General features: G+C 73.2%; 15 protein-coding genes. 6 read left to right on the top strand and 9 right to left on the bottom strand.

What is annotated here, in order from left to right:
• The gene (locus IRQ30_RS06040; RefSeq protein ID WP_193612080.1) at positions 1 to 1,269 is read right to left on the bottom strand and encodes a putative glycoside hydrolase; all 1,269 of its coding nucleotides are present in this window, start codon (positions 1,267 to 1,269) and stop codon (positions 1 to 3) included.
• Positions 1,270 to 1,611: 342 nt separating this feature from the next.
• Between IRQ30_RS06040 and IRQ30_RS06035 the strand changes: the two genes are divergently transcribed.
• Genes IRQ30_RS06035 through IRQ30_RS06015 form a run of 5 tightly spaced genes read left to right on the top strand, consistent with a single transcriptional unit; the run spans position 1,612 to position 9,344 of the window.
• Entirely contained in the window at positions 1,612 to 3,753 is a 2,142-nt protein-coding gene (locus IRQ30_RS06035; protein ID WP_193612079.1) for a hypothetical protein, read from the top strand.
• A gap of 47 nt (positions 3,754 to 3,800) precedes the next feature.
• Positions 3,801 to 5,528, top strand: coding sequence for a TIGR03032 family protein (locus IRQ30_RS23240; RefSeq protein WP_227467050.1), 1,728 nt, complete (start codon positions 3,801 to 3,803; stop codon positions 5,526 to 5,528).
• A gap of 49 nt (positions 5,529 to 5,577) precedes the next feature.
• Entirely contained in the window at positions 5,578 to 7,152 is a 1,575-nt protein-coding gene (locus IRQ30_RS06025) for a peptide chain release factor 3 (protein ID WP_193610273.1), read from the top strand.
• 40 nt (positions 7,153 to 7,192) lie between these two features.
• Positions 7,193 to 8,878: an RNase J family beta-CASP ribonuclease gene (locus IRQ30_RS06020; protein ID WP_193612078.1), complete on the top strand. Its 1,686-nt coding sequence runs from the start codon at positions 7,193 to 7,195 to the stop codon at positions 8,876 to 8,878.
• A 25-nt stretch (positions 8,879 to 8,903) separates the two neighbouring features.
• Positions 8,904 to 9,344 carry a GNAT family N-acetyltransferase gene (locus IRQ30_RS06015; RefSeq protein WP_193612077.1) on the top strand — a complete coding sequence of 147 codons (441 nt, stop codon included), beginning with the start codon at positions 8,904 to 8,906 and terminating at the stop codon, positions 9,342 to 9,344.
• 370 nt (positions 9,345 to 9,714) lie between these two features.
• Here the strand turns inward: IRQ30_RS06015 and IRQ30_RS24125 are convergent, their stop codons facing one another.
• The 7 genes from IRQ30_RS24125 to IRQ30_RS05980 all read right to left on the bottom strand — a co-directional run bounded on the left by IRQ30_RS24125 (position 9,715) and on the right by IRQ30_RS05980 (position 15,238).
• Positions 9,715 to 10,614: a methyltransferase gene (locus IRQ30_RS24125; RefSeq protein ID WP_193612076.1), complete on the bottom strand. Its 900-nt coding sequence runs from the start codon at positions 10,612 to 10,614 to the stop codon at positions 9,715 to 9,717.
• Between the two features lie 52 nt (positions 10,615 to 10,666).
• Complete coding sequence (locus tag IRQ30_RS06005) at positions 10,667 to 11,191, bottom strand: hypothetical protein (RefSeq protein ID WP_193612075.1); 525 nt, start codon at positions 11,189 to 11,191, stop codon at positions 10,667 to 10,669.
• Complete coding sequence (locus tag IRQ30_RS24120; RefSeq protein WP_338089588.1) at positions 11,191 to 12,432, bottom strand: molybdopterin-dependent oxidoreductase; 1,242 nt, start codon at positions 12,430 to 12,432, stop codon at positions 11,191 to 11,193. Before IRQ30_RS24120 ends, IRQ30_RS06005 begins: the two co-directional genes overlap by 1 nt.
• 7 nt (positions 12,433 to 12,439) lie before the next feature.
• A complete protein-coding gene (locus IRQ30_RS05995; protein WP_193612074.1) occupies positions 12,440 to 13,135 on the bottom strand; it encodes a methyltransferase domain-containing protein in 696 nt (231 codons plus the stop codon).
• Positions 13,132 to 13,806, bottom strand: a complete 675-nt coding sequence (locus IRQ30_RS05990; RefSeq protein WP_193612073.1) for a hypothetical protein — start codon at positions 13,804 to 13,806, stop codon at positions 13,132 to 13,134. Before IRQ30_RS05990 ends, IRQ30_RS05995 begins: the two co-directional genes overlap by 4 nt.
• Positions 13,807 to 13,904: 98 nt before the next feature.
• Positions 13,905 to 14,582 (bottom strand): DUF2064 domain-containing protein, encoded by a 678-nt coding sequence (locus IRQ30_RS05985; protein WP_193612072.1) that lies wholly within the window; start codon positions 14,580 to 14,582, stop codon positions 13,905 to 13,907.
• Positions 14,579 to 15,238 carry a glycosyltransferase family 2 protein gene (locus IRQ30_RS05980; RefSeq protein ID WP_193610281.1) on the bottom strand — a complete coding sequence of 220 codons (660 nt, stop codon included), beginning with the start codon at positions 15,236 to 15,238 and terminating at the stop codon, positions 14,579 to 14,581. Before IRQ30_RS05980 ends, IRQ30_RS05985 begins: the two co-directional genes overlap by 4 nt.
• 46 nt (positions 15,239 to 15,284) lie before the next feature.
• Between IRQ30_RS05980 and IRQ30_RS05975 the strand changes: the two genes are divergently transcribed.
• Positions 15,285 to 16,646: a hypothetical protein gene (locus tag IRQ30_RS05975; RefSeq protein ID WP_227467049.1), complete on the top strand. Its 1,362-nt coding sequence runs from the start codon at positions 15,285 to 15,287 to the stop codon at positions 16,644 to 16,646.
• Positions 16,647 to 16,664: 18 nt separating this feature from the next.
• On the opposite strand, the gene IRQ30_RS05970 is transcribed toward IRQ30_RS05975, so the two are convergent.
• Positions 16,665 to 17,708, bottom strand: a complete 1,044-nt coding sequence (locus IRQ30_RS05970; RefSeq protein WP_193612071.1) for an NAD-dependent epimerase/dehydratase family protein — start codon at positions 17,706 to 17,708, stop codon at positions 16,665 to 16,667.
• Positions 17,709 to 17,741 lie beyond the last annotated feature (33 nt).

Genomic DNA, 17,741 nt, shown 5'->3' with positions numbered 1-17,741 from the left:
TCAGCGGCGGAGCAGGCGCGCCGTGCGCGGCCCGAGGCGCACGCTGCGCACGACCGTGCCGCTCCTGGTGCGGTAGCCGCGGGGCACCGTGACCCGGCGGGCGTGGGTCGTGGGGTTCACGAGCACCAGCCCGCGCGCGTAGGCCCGCCGCCACACGCCGTCGCGCTCGCGTGGCTTGCCGCGCGGCGCGCCGAGCCGCGTGTTGGCGCGGGGCGACCAGTGGCTGGCGCCCTCCTCGGCGGGCACGAAGATGCTCGCGCCGGTGCGGCCGTTCCAGGTCAGCAGCCAGGTGGCGCGGTGATAGCGCATCGTCGCGCGGTCCGAGCGGCTGCTGTAGGTGATCGCCAGCAGCGGGAGCCGGCGCGCCGCGCACCAGGCGGCCATCCGCATCTTCCACTCCCAGTCGGCGTCGTGGAAGCGGGTCTCGCGGTCCAGACCCCACTTCACGAAGTACTCGTTCTCCCAGCCGGAGACGTAGCGGCTCCAGTCCGTGAGGGTCGAGCGCCAGGTGTCCCACTCGACGGTGACGTTGGGGACCGCGAGGTAGCCGGCGCCCCGCAGCCGGGGCCCGATGGTGGCGAGGAACGACTCGGTGGCGCGGTACATCGTGGCGTCGTCGGGGATCTGCGTGGAGACGCGGTCGTCGACGGTGGGGTGGCTCAGGTAGGTCAGGGTGTCGTCGATCGAGACGCCGTCCCAGTCGTGCGCGCGCAGCTCGGCCAGGACGTTGTCGCCCCAGGCCCGCTGGTAGCCGGCGTCGGCGACGTTCATCGGGTACAGGCCACGCCAGTCCGACCACTCCAGGCGCCGGCCGGCGCGGTCGGTGAGGAACCACCGCGGGTGCGTCGAGGCCTCGCGGTAGCCGACGCCCGTGGGGTAGAGGCCGGTCTCGTGCGCCTCGACGACGGTCGCGGCCGCGTCCTTGTACATGAGGACGCGCAGCCGGGGGTTGGCCGCCTTGAGGGCCGGGATGCGCGCGTACTCCCAGGGCTGCATGACCAGGTAGTCGCCGCGGGCGGGACGGGGCGTGTCGTCGAGGTCGCTCCAGTCGAGCGCCACGATCCCGGAGCCGCTGCGAGCAGGTGCGCGGGCGGGCCGCGGGCGCGCCGCGGGGCCGCGCAGGGCCGTGCGGAGGTCCTGGGCGCCGGTCGCGGTGACACGGGGAGCGTCGACGGTGCGCACCGTCGCCTGGGCGCCCCCCGACAGGGTCCCCACGGTCAGCAGCATCGTCCCCAGGGTGATGCCCAGCGTGCCGAGCCGGTGCTGCATGGCGACCTCCCGAGACGCGTACGCGTGCCGTGGACGGCCCGTCGAGCCTGCCCGTGGACCCCCATTACACGCGAGTCCCGCGCGAAGCGGGGGAAGCGACAGTCATTCGGGACGTTAATTCTGCGGAAACGATGCCGAGGATGCACCGATCGCGAGGTGGCGCTAGCACGTCGCCGTGCCCGGCGTCCCGGGTTCCACCGTGCTCGGTCCCGGCGGTATGGACCGGGCGCCGAGGTTCTCGCATATCCGCCTCGCGCGGGCTCGTGCGTGGGTACCTTGACGCCGCCGGCGGGGGCCGGCGGGAGTGACGTCGCCGACTCGGGCATGCCACAAGGGGAACAGATGAAGCGCACGAAGGTGCTCGTGACGGCTGCCGCGTCCGGCCTGGTGCTGACGCCGCTGGGATGGATCCCGGCCATGGACGCCGCCCTGGCCGCGGGACCCGGGGAGCTGAGCGTCCAGGTGCGCGACCAGTACTCCGGCGACGAGCTGCCCGGGGTCCAGGTGACGCTGTACAGCACCGCCACGGGCAAGGCGGTCACCACGAGCACCACCCCGGTCGACAACCCGGCCACCGTGGAGGACGAGGGCGGCGGCCAGGTGCGCTTCGAGGGTCTGGACCTGGGGTCGTACACCGCCAAGGCCCACGACCCCTCCGGCGCGCACGTCGACCGGTTCAGCACCGCGCGGGTCCTCAGCGCCGAGAGCCCCTGGCAGGGCGCCGGCATCGAGCTCACCCCGATCGGCGCCAGCTACGGCCGGATCGCCGGCAGCGTCTCCCAGCTCACCGACGGCGACCTCGACGCCTACGTGCAGGTGTACCGCTCGACCGTGACGACCGCCTCCATCGAGGACGGCACCGCCCAGTACGTGACCCAGATCCGTGTGGACAGCTACGAGGACGAGTACGACGACGGCCCGGCGAAGACCGTCACGGAGTCCTGGCAGGCCAACCTGGTCCCCGGCTCCTACAAGCTGCGGGTGGTCGACCGCGACTCCCAGTCCTGCTCCTACGACGAGGAGGACGGCTACGGCTGCGACTACTCCCGGACGACGTGGGTGGGGGGCGGCACCGCGGAGGCCGCCAGCACCCTCAACGTCACGGCCGGCAGGACCAGCACGGCGTCGGCGACCAGCCTGCCGGCCGAGAGCGACGCAGGGCCCCAGCGGATCTCCGGGACCGTGACCGGCGCCGGCGGCGTCCGGGTCGACAACGCCGACGTCGACCTCCTGGAGCGGGTCGGCGACTCGTGGATGGAGGTGGCCAGCACGGAGACGGGCGCCGACGGCACCTTCGGCTTCTCGAGCGCGGCCGACTGCGAGATCGTCGACGGCGGCGAGTACGGCGACTACGTCGACTGCGACGGGAACGAGCCCCTCGGCAGCGGCACGTTCACGCTGCGGTTCAGCGACGGCGAGGACTACTACTACTCCTCCGGCACGGGGGAGTACGCCACCGTCTACTTCGGCAACGTCGCCGCCGACCCGGAGGACGAGCGCGCGGTCCCCGCGAGCGCGTCGACGCTGACGCTCGGGGCCAGTGACGTGGCGACCGCCAACGCGGTCATGACGCGTTCGCCCCTCGACACGACGAGCGGGCTGTACGGCAAGGTCACCGACGACGCCGGTGGTGCCCACCGGGGCCTGGTGCGTGTCTTCGACCTGACCGGGAACCAGGTCGGGTCCATCGAGACCCGCCGCGACGGGACGTGGACCGCGCCCGTGACCTCGCTCGCCCCGGGCCAGTACAAGCTGAACGTCCACGGCGAGGACCTGGTCTCCTCGTGGGTGGGCGGTACGAGCTTCAAGTCCGGCAGGACGTTCTCGGTCCCGATCAAGGGCTCCGCGAACGCCGGGTCCAGCCTCAACGCCCGCTATGCCCGGCTCTCGGGCAGGATCGCGGTCTCGGGCGTCAAGGGCGTCGACAGGAGCGAGACGACCGTCGACATCTGGTCGGCGACCGGACGGCTGGTCGACCGCGTCGAGCCGGACGCGGCCGGCAACTACGTCGCCGCCGTGGTCCCGGGCACCTACCTCGTGTCGGCGGACGGAGACGCCTACGACTCCTTCGACGAGTCCGACGCCGGCGTGAGCAGGCAGCCCCTGATCGAGCGCTTCTGGAAGTCCTCGTGGACCGTCGCGGGCGCGACGCGCGTGCTGGCCAGGTCCGGCGCCCGGGTGACCGGCGTCAACCTCACCCTGAGCAACCAGCTCGCGGCGGTGACCGCCCCCCGGATCAGCGGGACGGCGGCCGTGCGCAGGACCCTCACGGCCACCACCGGGGCGTGGAACGAGACCGCGGGCGTGACCTACGCCTACGTCTGGAAGCGCGGCTCCAAGGTCGTCAGCACCCGGTCCACGTACAAGGTGACCAAGAAGGACCGGGCCAAGACGCTCACGCTGACGGTGACCGCGAGCGACCGCTCCGGCACCTACCGCGCGGGCAGCTCGTCGGTCTCGGTCAAGGTGTCCAAGAAGCGCTGAGCCACGTCGTCCCCCGGGGCCCGACCAGGAGTGCTTGAGTGTCTGACATGGACGCCCCGCCCACCCCGCTCCGACCGGTCTTCGTCGTGGGCGACCTCGGGGTCGACACGGCCGGTGTCGCGGAGCGGCTGGCGGACGCGGCCGGCCTGCCACGGCTGCCCGGCGACCTCGACCCGGTGACCTCGGTGCCGGCCCTCGGCGCCGACCGCCGGGGATGGGACAGCGTCCGCCTCGGTCGACAGGACGCCAAGCCGCGCTGGGTGGAGCCCCTGGGCGACAGCTGGTCGGGCGCCGCCTGGCCGCAGGGGCGCGAGGCGCGCGAGGCCGACCGCTCCACCGTCGTCGTCACCTACGACGGCATCGCGCAGCACGTCGCCTTCCTGGCCGCCGCCTGGCCGGACGCCCGGTTCGTGCACGTCGAGGCGGACCCGCACGAGGCGCGCGCCGCCATGGTGGACGGGTGGGGGGCCGGCACCCACGTGACCCAGCCCGACCTGCCCGGCTGGGAGGGCCTGCCGTGGTCCTACGCCCTCGTCCCGGGCTGGCGGGCCCTGCGCGGGCGCTCCGTCGCGGAGACCGTGGAGGCCCAGTGGGAGACCGCCCACCGCATCCTGGAGCAGGACCTCGCCGAGGTGCCGAGCCCCCGGGTGGGCCGCCTCGCTGTCGGCGACCTCCAGCGCGCCCCGGAGGAGGCGCTGAGCGACGTCCTCGCCTGGCTGCGGGCCGCGCCGGACCCGTCGGGCGCCGGCCCGGACCAGGCCTCGACGCTGCGCAGCACCAGCACCGCGTCGTTCGCCGAGCTGCTGCAGGCCCTCGGCGCCACCCTCGTCATGACGACGTACCAGTCGGGCTACCTGGTCCTGGCGCGCGCCCAGGAGAAGGGCGTCAACACGCACTTCCGGCGCCTGGCCCGCCCGATGGGCACCGCCTACCGCGACGGCCTCCTGACGGTCGGGACCAAGTCGGACATCGTCACCTACGCCAACGTCCCACAGCTGGCGCCGGCCCTGCCGCCCGAGGGCAGCCACGACGCCGTCTTCCTGCCGCGCCACACCCTCCACACCGGGGACATCCGGGTGCACGACCTCGCCTGGGCCCAGGGGCAGCTCTGGGCGGTCGCCACGAGGTTCTCCTGCCTGGCGACGTTCGACGGCCGGCACAGCTTCGTGCCGCGCTGGCGTCCGCCGTTCATCTCCGGCCTGGCGGCCGAGGACCGGTGCCACCTCAACGGGCTCGCCGTCGTCGACGACCGGGTCAGGTACGTCACCGCGCTCGGCACCACCGACACCGCGGGCGGCTGGCGGGCGACCAAGGAGCGCGGCGGCATCATCATGGACGTGGAGACCGACGAGGTCGTGGCGGAGGGCCTCTCGATGCCGCACTCGCCGACCTGGCACCGCGACCAGCTGTGGTTCCTGGAGTCCGGCGAGGGAGCCCTGTCGCGGGTCGACGTCGCCACGGGACGGGTCGAACGGGTGGCCGAGCTGCCCGGCTTCACCCGGGGCCTGAGCTTCGCCGGGCGCTACGCCTTCGTCGGGCTGAGCGAGGTGCGCGAGGCCAACCTCTTCGGGGGCCTGCCCCTGACCGCCCGGCTCGAGGAGCGGGAGTGCGGGGTGTGGGTGGTGGACATCGAGACGGGCAGCACCGTCGCGTGGCTGCGCTTCGACGCCGCGGTCCAGGAGATCTACGACGTCGCGCTGCTGCCCGGGATGCGGTGGCCGGAGATCCTCGACTCGACGTCCGAGCGCGCCGCCGACACCTTCCTGCTGCCTTGAGGCGGCGCCCGTTGCGGGTTTCTGGGCCCGACCTGAGAGTCTTGACCCGATGAGCAGCACCACCGACACCCGCCCGCGCCGTACGTTCGCGGTGATCAGCCACCCCGACGCCGGCAAGTCGACCCTGACCGAGGCATTGGCGCTGCACGCCCGGGTGATCTCCGAGGCCGGCGCGGTGCACGGCAAGGCGGGCCGCCGGGGCACCGTCTCGGACTGGATGGAGATGGAGCGCTCGCGCGGGATCTCGATCACCTCGGCCGCGCTCCAGTTCGACTACCGCGACCACGTGGTCAACCTCGTCGACACCCCCGGCCACTCCGACTTCTCCGAGGACACCTACCGCGTGCTGTCCGCGGTCGACTCCGCCGTCATGCTCGTCGACGCGGCCAAGGGCCTGGAGCCGCAGACGCTCAAGCTCTTCCAGGTCTGCGCCCACCGCGGCATCCCGGTCATCACCGTCATCAACAAGTGGGACCGCCCGGGCCTCGACGCCCTCGAGCTCATGGACGAGATCGAGAAGGAGATCGGGCTCAAGCCGACCCCGCTCACCTGGCCGGTCGGGCAGTCCGGGGAGTTCCAGGGCGTCCTGGACCGCCGCAGCGGTGACTTCATCCACTTCACCCGTACGGCGGGCGGCGCGACGCGCGCCCCCGAGCGCCACGTGCCCGCCGCCGAGGCCACGGAGATGGCCGGCGACGCGTGGGCGGCCGCCCTCGAGGGCCACGAGCTGCTCGAGATGGACGGCGCCGACCACGACCAGGACCGCTTCCTCGCCGGCCGCACCACTCCGGTGCTGTTCGCCTCCGCCCTGCAGAACTTCGGCGTCGCCCAGCTCCTCGAGGTCCTGCTCGAGCTGGCCCCGCCGCCGTCGGCGACCGAGGCCGTCGACGGCACCCGCCGCGACGTCGACGAGGACTTCAGCGCCTTCGTGTTCAAGGTCCAGTCCGGCATGGACACCAACCACCGCGACCGCCTCGCCTACGCCCGGGTCTGCTCCGGCGTCTTCCACCGCGGCATGGTGGTCAACCACGGCGAGACCGGCAAGCCGTTCGCGACCAAGTACGCCCAGGCCGTCTTCGGCCGGGAGCGCTCGGTCGTCGAGACCGCCCTGCCCGGTGACATCGTCGGCCTCGTCAACGCCTCCGCGCTACGGGTGGGCGACACGATCTACGAGGGCCGACCGGTGCGCTACCCGCCGATCGCCAGCTTCGCGCCGGAGCACTTCATGTCGGCGCGGGCGGCCGACACCGGCCGCTACAAGCAGTTCCGCCGCGGCATCGAGCAGATGGACCAGGAGGGCGTGGTGCAGGTGCTGCGCTCCGACCTCCGCGGCGACCAGGCCCCGGTGCTGGCAGCCGTCGGCCCGATGCAGTTCGAGGTCGTCAGCGCGCGGATGGAGTCCGAGTACGGCGCCGCGATCCGGCTCGAGCGGCTCGACTACCAGCTCGCCATGCTCACCGACGCCGACGGGATCGAGGCCCTCGGCACGGTGCGTGGCGTCGAGGTGATGCGCCGCTCCGACGGTGCCTACCTCGCTCTCTTCCCGGACAAGTGGCGCGCGCACACCGCGAAGCGCGACCACCCGGACATCTTGCTAGAACAGCTGCCCGCGAGTGGTGGCTGACCATGGAGCCCAGCTCCGCCCCTGCAGAACGGACCCACACGTGAGCCACCCCCACCCCGAGCTCCAGAAGCCCCCGAAGCTCGCGAAGGGCGCCCTGCGCGTCGTCGCGCTCGGTGGCCTCGGCGAGATCGGCCGCAACATGACCGTCTTCGAGTTCGACGGCAAGCTGCTCATCGTCGACTGCGGCGTGCTCTTCCCCGAGGAGCACCAGCCCGGCGTCGACGTGATCCTGCCCGACTTCAGCTGGATCCGGGACCGCCTCGAGTCCATCGTCGGCATCGTCCTGACCCACGGCCACGAGGACCACATCGGCGGCGTGCCGTACCTCCTGCGCGAGCGTCGCGACATCCCGGTCATCGCCTCGCGCCTGACGCTGGCCCTGATCACCGAGAAGCTCAAGGAGCACCAGATCCGCCCGGTGCGCGACGAGGTCGCCGAGGGCGACCGCAAGTCGTTCGGCCCGTTCGACCTGGAGTTCCTCGCCGTCAACCACTCGATCCCCGACGGGCTCGCGGTGGCGATCCGCACCCCGGGCGGCACGGTCCTGCACACCGGCGACTTCAAGATGGACCAGTTCCCGCTGGACAAGCGCATCACCGACCTGCGCGGCTTCGCCCGCCTGGGCGAGGAGGGCGTCGACCTGTTCCTCACCGACTCCACCAACGCCGAGGTGCCGGGCTTCACGACCTCCGAGCGCGAGCTGGCGCCGGCGATCGAGAAGGTCTTCCGCACGGCCCCGCGCCGCGTCATCGTGTCGAGCTTCGCCAGCCACGTGCACCGCATCCAGCAGGTCCTCGACACCGCCCACGAGCACGGCCGCAAGGTCTCGTTCGTCGGTCGCTCCATGGTGCGCAACATGGGCGTGGCCCAGGACCTCGGCTACCTCAAGGTGCCGCAGAACCTCATCGTCCCGCTCGCGCAGCTGGAGAAGATGGCCCCCAACAAGGTCACGCTGATCTGCACCGGCTCGCAGGGCGAGCCGCTGGCCGCGCTGTCGCGCATGGCCAACCGCGACCACAAGATCCGCGTCGGCGAGGGCGACACCATCCTGATGGCGAGCTCGGTCATCCCGGGCAACGAGAACGCGATCTCCAACGTCATCAACGGCCTGACCCGCTGGGGCGCCAACGTCGTCCACAAGGGCAACGCCAAGGTGCACGTCTCCGGTCACGCGAGCGCCGGCGAGCTCGTCTACTGCTACAACATCGTCAAGCCGAAGAACGTGATGCCGGTCCACGGCGAGTACCGCCACCTGCGGGCCAACGCCGACCTCGCCATCAGCACCGGCATGGACCCCAAGAACGTCGTGCTCGCCGAGGACGGCGTCGTCGTCGACCTGCAGCAGGGCAAGGCCACGATCACGGGCAAGGTGCAGGCCGGCAACATCTACGTCGACGCCCAGACCGTCGGCGGCGTCACCGAGGCGACCCTCAAGGACCGCCGCACCCTGGCCGAGGAGGGCGTGGTGACGGTCCTCGCGATCGTCGACGCCGACTCCGGTCAGCTGGCGGACCCGCCGGACTTCCTGGTGCGCGGCTTCGTGCACGAGCCGAAGGCCTTCGACCCCGCGATCCAGGTCATCGAGAAGACGCTCGCGCACGCCGCCCGCGAGGGCATCGGCGACGCCCGTCAGCTCGAGCAGATGCTGGCGCGCGACATCGGCCGGTGGGCGCACAAGACGTTCCGCCGCAGCCCGCTGGTCATCCCGATCGTCATCGACGCCTGACCCGCACCTGGCACCATCTGGTGCTGTGACCGACGACCGAGCCTCCGGCTACCGCACGATCCTGGGCGAGGCGGACGAGGCGCTCGACGAGCGCCTCTCCGCCGAGCTCGACCGCGTCAACGCCGAGGCGACGGTCGGCGTACCACCTCAGCGCGAGCTGACCGTGCAGGTCCTCGACGCCCAGGGCGAGCTCGCGGCCGGGGTGAGCGGCTGGACCTGGGGCGTCGCCGCGGGCATCGGTCTCACGTGGGTGCGCGAGGAGAGCCGCCGCGACGGCCTCGGCACCTGGCTGCTGGAGGAGTTCGAGGCCGAGGCGCGCGCCCGCGGCTGCACGCACGTCTTCGTCACCTCGTTCACCTTCCAGGCGCCCGGCTTCTACGAGCGCCACGGCTACCGAGAGCTCTTCCGCTGGGAGGACCTGCCGACGCCGGGCGCGGCGGACGTCCACCTCCGCAAGGAGCTGTGAGGCGTCGTCGAGCGCCTCACCCTCCGCCCGAACGTCACTGGTGTCGGCAGTTCGCGCCAGGGGCGGCGGTCTCCACGCTCGGCCGGCCCGGGACGGCGACCAACTGCCGACGCTGAGTGCAGGAAGTCGCACCACCAGTCACACCAGCCTCACCCAGCTCGGCCCTGAGGAGGCAGCCAGAGGTGCGGGGGTCTCGACGGACGCTCGTCGCTGGCGCTCCTCGCTGCTCGACCACCGGTGCGTTGCGGCGACGTGGTTTCGAGGCTCGCTGCGCTCGCACCTCAACCACCGTGCGTGGCGGAGTGGTTTCGAGGCTCGCTGCGCTCGCACCTCAACCACCGTGGTGGCTGCTCGACCACTGCAGAAGAGGTCAGGGCTTGCGGGCGAACGTGAGCGACTGGGAGACGCCGCGCATGTCCCAGGCGTCGGCGTACCCGGCATCGGTCAGCAGGCTCAGGGCGGACTCCACGGACATCGCCCCGCCGCCTCTCAGCGCCGCGTCGTGCTCCACGGCGGCCGCCTCGAGCGGGGTGCAGCCGGGGTCGGGGGCGGCCACCGGCATGACGAGCCAGCCTCCGGGCCGCAGCGACGCGAGCACCCGGTCGAGGCCGCGCTCCAGGTCGTCAGGCGCGAGGAAGACCTGCGGCATCCACGCGAGGTCGTAGCGGTCCACGTCGTCGAGGTCCACGACCGAGACCCGGCGCAGGTCGACCCGGTCGGCGAGGCCGGCGGCTGCCACGCGGTCCCTGGCCATCGTCAGCGCCTCCGGCGAGACGTCGAGGCCGACGGCGCGCGTGCCGGGGAACCGCCGGCACAGGGCCTCGGAGATCGCGCCGGTGCCGACGCCCACGTCCAGGAAGCACGCCGTGCCGTCGTCGAAGCGCTCCCGGGTCTGGGTGAGCATCGGCAGCACGGCGTCGGCGAGGATCGCGGCTGCGGACTGGCTGGCCGCGCCCATGGCGACGATCTCGTCCGGGTCGTCGCCGCTCGGCCGGTCGTCCCCGGTCCCGTGACGCAGCGCCCGCCGCAGCTCGGCGGTCAGCCCGCTGGCGAGCACCGACGGGTCGTCGTACCAGGGATGCAGCTCCACGGGCTCCAGCCGGCCGTCGGCGTGCTCGTGGAGGACGTCGGCCGCGACCAGGAGTCGGGCGTCGGCCACGTCCAGGGTGGTGCGGAGCCGCTCGCCGGCGAGGATCTCGGCCCATCCGCCGTTGCCGGCCAGTCGGGCCAGAGCGCCGACGACCTGGACCTGGCGCAGAGAGTCGATCACGTGTGGCACTCCTCGTGGGTACGGCTGTCGTCCTGCCGGTACCCGAGAACGGTCACGGCGACCCCGGCAGGTCCGTGGCTGCTCGAGGTCGGCGACGAGCGCGGACGGACCGGACGGCGTAGAGGGTCGCGCTGAGGAGGTAGGCGGCCAGCACGAGCAGCAGCCAGCGGACGAGGAACGGGTCCTGGTCCTGGTCGAGGCCGGTGGCGTTGGCATAGGTGTCGCCACCGCGCCGGAGGATGCCGGGGAAGAACAGCAGGAACGTGAGGGCGGCCGCCAGCGTCGGCACCCGGACGTGGTTGACCAGCGGCACGCGCGCCGTGCTCCCCGCCCGTCGGCGCGCGAGCAGCCGGTCGGCCAGCGCGTAGACGGGGAACAGCACGAGGTCGTGCAGCACGACCGCGCCGACGAACCAGACCGCCATCGACTGCCACCACACGTCGGGGTCCCACAGGGCGTCGAGGCCGACGGTCGCGACGACGTAGCCGACGAGCGCGAGGCTGGCGAGCATGAGCACGAGGTGCCACCCGGAGGCGCCGTAGGCCCGCGACCAGCGGGTGCCCGTAGTGGACGCCATCACGCCCCCTCGAAGCGGATCGAGGCGACCCACTTGGTGTTGAGGACCCCGGGCATGGCCGGGACGATGATCCGGGCCGGGAAGCCGTGGTCGAGCGAGAGGTCGACGCCGTTCACCTGAAGGGCCAGCAGCGCGTCGTCGTGGGTCACCTGACCGGCGTTGAGGTCGGCCGCCTTGAAGGCGCCCTTCTCCTGCAGCGACTCCACGTAGGCCCCCGTGGGCTCTGCGAGCCCGACCTGGGCGGCCAGGTCGCGCAGGCGCACGCCGGTCCAGGTCTGCGTCGTGGACCAGCCCTCGACGCACGCGATCGGGAGCACGGCGGTGTGCTGCGCCAGGTCCAGGAGCTGCTCGCGGTCCAGGGTCACCGTCGTGTCGCCCGCCTCGAGCGACAGCCGCCAGGACGACCCCGTCGAGGCGGCGTCGACCGCCGCGGCGTCGGCGGTCTTGTTGACCGGGAAGTCGTTCGGCCCGTCGCCGCTGTCGAGGCCACGGGGGAGGAGCAGCGCCAGCTGACGCGTGGGCCCGCCGATGGTCTGCCCGGCGGTGAGGGCGAAGGTCAGCAGCGAGCCGCCGCCGACGAGCGCGAAAAGGCCACGCCGGCTCATGGTGGGGGCGTCGGGGTCGGTGGGCACGAGGCTGTCGGGATCCTCCGGGTCGATCGGCTCGGGCGTCGTGTCCGCACGTCGGGTGCGCAGCTCCTCGCGCAGCGAGCCGGAGCGCAGCGAGCGCACCATCGTCGGCAGCTTGAGGGCGACGTGGGAGACGAAGCCGACGACGAACACCCAGGCGCCGTAGTAGTGGGCGGTGTAGAAGCTGAACCCGAAGACGTAGTCGTACTGGATGTTGAGGACGCCGGTGACGATCTCGAAGAGCAGCCCGCCCACGAGCATCAGCAGCGTGAGCCTCTCGAGCGCCTGGGCGACGGAGCGCGCCGGCGGGAACACGAAGAGACGAGGGATCACCGACCAGAGCTTGGCCAGCACGACCGGCATGAGGACCAGCCCCAGCCCGACGTGGAGCCCCTGCGTGAGCCGGAACAGCCACGAGGGGTCGGTGGGCCAGTCGAACGTCGGCAGGTGCAGCCAGCCGACGTCGGCGGGCCGGGCCTGCTCGCCGTACGCGACGTAGGAGAGCAGGCCGGTGACGATCACGATCGGCATCGACACCAGCAGCACCGAGCCGAGGACCGAGGTCAGCCACGGTCCCCGCAGCGGGCTGCGCCAGCGGATCGGCGATGCCACGGGGTGCTCAGGCGCCGAGCGGACGGAGGGTGGCGACGACCCGGCCGTCGAGGGCGCGAACCCCCATCACGAGGAGTCCGGCCTCAGCGGCGACCTGCTCGACGTCGTCGACGCCGAGGACGGACCACGGGAACGGGGTGCTGATGGTGTCTCCGACCTTGAGGCGCAGCTGCTCGGGCCCTGACCGTACGCCGGTGGCGGCGAGCTCGACCAGCACCGTGCCGTTCTCGTCCAGCAGCGCGCGCACCCGCCGCAGCAGGAGTACCGGGTCGCCGCCCAGGCCGACGTTGCCGTCGGCCAGGAGCACGTGGCTCCAGGCGGTGCCGATCGACAGCTGCGAGAACACGTCCAGGTGCAGCGCCATGGCGCCACGCGCCAGGGTGAGGCTGACGGCCTCGGCGGAGCTGTCGATGCCGAGCACCTCGACCCCTCGGGAGGCCAGGGCGCCCGTGAGTCGCCCCGGACCGCACCCGACGTCCAGGGTCGGGCCGTGGCACGGCTCGACGAAGAGGGCGACGTCGGTGTCCGAGGCCTCGCCCAACCACGAACCGGTGGCCAGGGGACGCGACGTGCCGTCGTCGCGCAGCACCTCGCAGTCCCGCCCGGAGAAGGCGGCGTCGAAGGCCTCGGCGCACTGCAGCGCCGGGCCCCCTGACGCCGCCCGCTCGACGGCGTCCCCACGAGCGTGGGGACCGGGGGTCACGAAGTGGCGACCGTGATCGTGGCGATCCCGACCAGGAGGCCGGGCTTGACCGCGTCGGTCTTGAAGGTGTCGTTGAGCAGCGGGGCGGCCACGTCGGAGATCTCGACCTGGGTGCCGGTCAGGATCGCGTTGCTGCCCTCGGTCTTCAGCGGCTCCAGCGTGCTGCCGTTGAGGTTGAAGAGGAACGCGTTGGTGACGGCGGTCTTGCCGTTGACGGTGACGTCGCCGTAGACGCGGGAGACGCCCGGGTCGACGTTGAAGTTGGTCAGCTCGACCTTGGTGTCACCGGCGGTGAGGGAGAGGCCGGAGTTCTCGTGCTGGATCTGGCCGACGACGTAGTTGGGGACCGAGCCCGGCTCGAAGACCGAGACGTTGCCGCCGGTGATCGGGAAGATCAGGGAGCCGGCCTCGAGCTTGGCGTCGCCGGTGACGCCGGGCGTCAGCTTCAGCGTGGTGAGGGCGTCGGTGAAGCCCTTGTCCAGGGCGATGGCGGTGGACTCGCCGGTGAGGGCGTCGATCGAGGCGACGGGCTCGGGGGCCTCGGCGGCCGCGGAGGACCCACCGTTGACGGGCGCGTCGGTCTCGTCCTCGCTGCCGCAGGCGGTCAGGGGGAGGGCGAGCAGGGCCGTGGCCGCGAGGCCGCCGATGAAGCGCTTGTGGGTGGTACGCATTGGGGATGTCCTAACGAGTGGCTTGTTCGTGCCTGTCGCGGAGGGATTCGTCCCCAGGTGCCCAACGGATTGCCGATGTGACGACGCACACCGAACTCTTAGGTCGCTCTCAGCCGGCCCCACGCCTCGGCGAAGCGGCCGTGCGGGGCGAGCGCGGCCACGTCCTCCGCCTCGGTGACGGTGTCGACGTCGGTCAGGACGGCGGTCGTCGTCAGCCGCAGGCCGGCAGCCTCCAGGGCGCGCCAGGTGTCGTCGTACGTCGTCGGCGTCGACATCGGGACCGTCGCCAGCGGCGCCGCGGCCCGGCCGTCGCGCAGGCACAGCACCCACCAGCCGCCGTCGTCCGCCGGGCCGAGCACGCCGTCGTGGGCGTCCGGGGCGCTGGGCTCACCCAGCGCCTCGACCGCGTCAAGGAGCAGGGTCGGCGTCACCTGGGGCGTGTCCATGCCGATCTGGACGACGGCGCCGTCGCCACGTCCGGCCACGACGGTGTGGGCGTGGACCAGGCGCTCGGCGAAGCCGTCGCCCTCCTGCGCGAACACGTCCCAGCCGGCGAGCGCCTCCCGGAGCTCGGCACTGCGCACGGCCGGAGCCAGGTCGCCCGCGAGCGCCAGGTGGCGCCGGCCCTCCGGGAACGCCTCGGCGCACGCGTGCAGGGTGTCGAGCAGCGCGGCCGCGGCCACCTCGGCGGCGGCGTCCAGGCCGATGTCGGCGCCCAGGCGGGTCTTCACCCGACCGGCCACCGGCGCCTTCGCGACCACCAGCACGCGGCTCACGACAGCACCTTCCAGAAGTCCCGCGCGGTGCGCAGCGTGCCGGTCACCGATCCGGACACCTTGGAGCGGGTGCCCTCCGCGCGCGGCAGGTAGGTCACGTCCCGCTCGACCAGGCGCCAGCCCGCGTCCGTCGCGCGCTGCAGCAGCTCGACCGGGTAGCCGAACCGGCGGTCCTGCACGCCCAGGTCCAGCAGCGCCTGGCGCCGGCTGAGCCGCATCGGGGCGATGTCGTGCGCGTCCATCCCGATGCGGCGTCGCAGCCACGCGACGATCAGCCGGTTGCCGAGCCGTGCGTGCCACGGCCACACCCGGTGGTTGACGGGTCGCCGGCGCCCGACGGCGAGGTCGGCGGCCCCGGAGCGCACGTCCTCGAGCATCGGGAGCAGCTCGGCGGGGTCGAAGGAGCCGTCGCCGTCCATGAACGCGACGTACTCGTGGGTGGCGGCCAGCAGTCCGGCGTGCACCGCGGCGCCGTAGCCGGGCACGGACTCGTGCACGACGGTCGCGCCCAGGCTCGCGGCCACGGCGGCGGTGTCGTCACGCGAGCCGTTGTCGACGACGACGACGGCGAACTCCGGCGGCACCAGCGCCAGCAGCCCGGGGAGGGCGAGGGCCTCGTCGCGGCACGGCAGGACGAGGTCGCACACGGAAGGCATGTCCTCACCGTAGGGGCGCCGCCCACGCCGCCCCTACGGTGAGGGCATGCAGACCGACGTCGCCGAGCCGGGCACCCCGGGTGCGCCGACGCGGCTGCGGGCGATGTGGGTGGGCCTGGCGGTGGCGGTCGGGCTGGTCGTGGCGGCGGTCGTCGCGAGGCCCGTGTTCGGCTGGGAGGTCTACGCCTACGCCCACCCCGGCCCCGACGACGCCGCTCCGCTGCACGCGCGGTGGGAGCCCCGCGTCGGCCCGGGCACCGTGCCGGCCGTGCTGCTCGCCCTGCTCGGCTGGCGCTACGCCGTCCGGGCGGCGGAGCGGCTGCGCTGGCGCCACCTGCTCGTCGTGTCGTACGCCGCCGGCCTGGCGTGGCTGCTGAGCCTGGCCCTGGTCGACGGGATCGACGGGGTGTCCTCGATCCTGGCGCACTCCTACGAGTACCTGGAGACGGCGCGGGCCACGAGTGACTTCCCCGCAGCGCTGCGGGAGTGGATCGGCCGGATCCCGCTCGACTCCGAGGACAACTGGCCCGTGCACGTCGCCGGCCACCCGCCCGGCGCGCTGCTGTTCTTCGTCGTCCTGGACCGCCTGGGCCTGGGCGGCGCCGGCGTCGCGGGCCTGGTCGTGACGCTGGTCGCCGCCTCCGTGCCGGCTGCCGTCCTCACCACGCTGAGGACGCTGCGCGAGGAGGCCGCCGCCCGTCGGGCGGCGCCGTTCCTGGTGCTGGGACCGGCAGCCCTGTGGATGTGCGTCTCGGGCGACGCCGTGTTCACCGCCGTGGCCGCCTGGGGCCTCGCGGCGCTGGCGGCCGCCGCCACCCGCACGACGTGGCGGGGGAGCGCTCCGTGGGCCGTGCTCGCCGGGGTGCTGCTCGGCAGCTGCGTGATGATGTCCTACGGCCTGCCGCTGCTGGGCGTGCTCGCCCTGGCGGTGCTGGCCGCCGCGCGCTCCTGGCGGCCGCTGCCGGTCGCGGCCGCCGCTGCGTCCGTGGTGGTGCTGGCGTTCGCGGTCGAGGGCTACGCCCTATGGGAGGCCTACCCGGTGCTGCGGGAGCGCTACTGGGACGGCGTCGCGTCCGACCGTCCGACGGCGTACTGGATCTGGGCCAACCTCGCCGTGCTGGTGCTCAGCGCGGGACCGGTGCTCGGCGCCGGTCTCGGCCAGACCTGGGCCCGGCGCGGCGAGCTGGGCCGTCCGGTCCTGCTGCTCGTCGGGGCCGCGGTGGCCTCCATCGCGCTCGCCGACCTGTCGCTGATGAGCAAGGCGGAGGTGGAGCGGATCTGGCTGCCGTTCGTCCCGTGGCTGCTCGTGGCGACGAGCGCGCTGCCGCAGCGGTGGCGCCGGTCCGCTCTCGGCCTGCAGCTGGTGGCCGCCCTCGTGCTCCAGCACCTGGTGCACACCAGCTGGTAGCGGCGCCCTCAGTCGCCCTCAGTCACGCAGCGGCGCGGTCGCGAACGCCGGCAGCCCCTCGGTGGGGGACACGGCGGCGCGAAAGCCCAGCTCCTCGCGCGCCAGCGCCGGCGAGGCGACGACGTGGCGCACGTCGCCGGGGCGGTACTGGCCGGTGACCTCGGGGGCGAGGTCGCTGCCGGTGCCGCCGACGACCAGCTCGGCGACCCGCCCGATCGTCACCGGCTCGCCGGAGCACACGTTGTAGGCCGTGGCCTCGCCGGCGCGCTGGCCGACGACGGCCTCGAGGGCCGCGACGTTGGCCGCCGCCACGTCGGCGACGTGCACGAAGTCGCGCGTCTGGCCGCCGTCCTCGTAGACCTGCGGCGCCCGGCCGCGCTCGATCGAGGAGCGGAACATCGCGGCCACCCCCGAGTACGGCGTGTCCCGGGGCATCCCGGGCCCGTAGACGTTGTGGTAGCGCAGCGAGACGACCGAGGAGTCGGCCTGGCGCGCCCAGGTGGCGGCGTAGTGCTCCTGCGCGAGCTTGCTGGCGGCGTAGGTGCTGCGTGGGTCGAGCCGCGCGCTCTCCTCGACCAGCGCCCAGGTCAGGGCGCGGTTGCAGCGGGGGCAGTGGTTCTCGAAGTCACCGGCGTCCAGCGCGGCGATGGCGCGCGGTGGCGGCTGCTGGTGACCGTGGTCGGGGCACTCGTAGCGGCCCTCGCCGTAGACGACCATCGAGGAGGCGAGGACGAGGGAGCCGACGCCGGCCTCGTGCATGGCGGCCAGCAGCGCGGCCGTGCCCAGGTCGTTGTGCGAGGCGTACGACGGCAGGTCGCCCACCCGGACCCCGGCGCCGACCAGGGCGGCCTGGTGGCAGACGGCGTCGACGCCGCGCAGGAGGTCGACCCACTCGAGCGCGTCGCGGACGTCGAGTTGATGGGTGCCCTCCGGGACCTCCGACCGACCGTGCGCCTCGGGCAGCATCAGGTCGACGGGAACGACCTCGTGCTCGCTCGAGGCGAGCGCGGTCGCGATCGCGCTCCCGATGAAGCCGGCCGAGCCCGTGAGCAGCACCCTCATGAGCCCATCATGCGGGGTGCGCCGCGACCGACA

The sequence above is a fragment of the Nocardioides lijunqiniae genome (assembly GCF_015024225.1).
In the GTDB taxonomy this organism is placed as follows: domain Bacteria; phylum Actinomycetota; class Actinomycetes; order Propionibacteriales; family Nocardioidaceae; genus Nocardioides; species Nocardioides lijunqiniae.
The sequence above is the reverse complement of the archived record's forward strand: the minus strand, read 5'-3'. Positions and strand labels throughout refer to the sequence as shown.

Excerpts from the sequence above, each read along its gene's own strand:
- IRQ30_RS06040 (WP_193612080.1), bottom strand. The coding sequence starts at position 1,269 with ATGCAGCACCGGCTCGGCACGCTGGGCATCACCCTGGGGACGATGCTG.
- IRQ30_RS06035 (WP_193612079.1), top strand. The coding sequence starts at position 1,612 with ATGAAGCGCACGAAGGTGCTCGTGACGGCTGCCGCGTCCGGCCTGGTG.
- IRQ30_RS23240 (WP_227467050.1), top strand. The coding sequence starts at position 3,801 with ATGGACGCCCCGCCCACCCCGCTCCGACCGGTCTTCGTCGTGGGCGAC.
- IRQ30_RS06025 (WP_193610273.1), top strand. The coding sequence starts at position 5,578 with ATGAGCAGCACCACCGACACCCGCCCGCGCCGTACGTTCGCGGTGATC.
- IRQ30_RS06005 (WP_193612075.1), bottom strand. The coding sequence starts at position 11,191 with ATGGCGTCCACTACGGGCACCCGCTGGTCGCGGGCCTACGGCGCCTCC.
- IRQ30_RS05990 (WP_193612073.1), bottom strand. The coding sequence starts at position 13,806 with ATGCGTACCACCCACAAGCGCTTCATCGGCGGCCTCGCGGCCACGGCC.
- IRQ30_RS05980 (WP_193610281.1), bottom strand. The coding sequence starts at position 15,238 with ATGCCTTCCGTGTGCGACCTCGTCCTGCCGTGCCGCGACGAGGCCCTC.
- IRQ30_RS05975 (WP_227467049.1), top strand. The coding sequence starts at position 15,285 with ATGCAGACCGACGTCGCCGAGCCGGGCACCCCGGGTGCGCCGACGCGG.
- IRQ30_RS05970 (WP_193612071.1), bottom strand. The coding sequence starts at position 17,708 with ATGAGGGTGCTGCTCACGGGCTCGGCCGGCTTCATCGGGAGCGCGATC.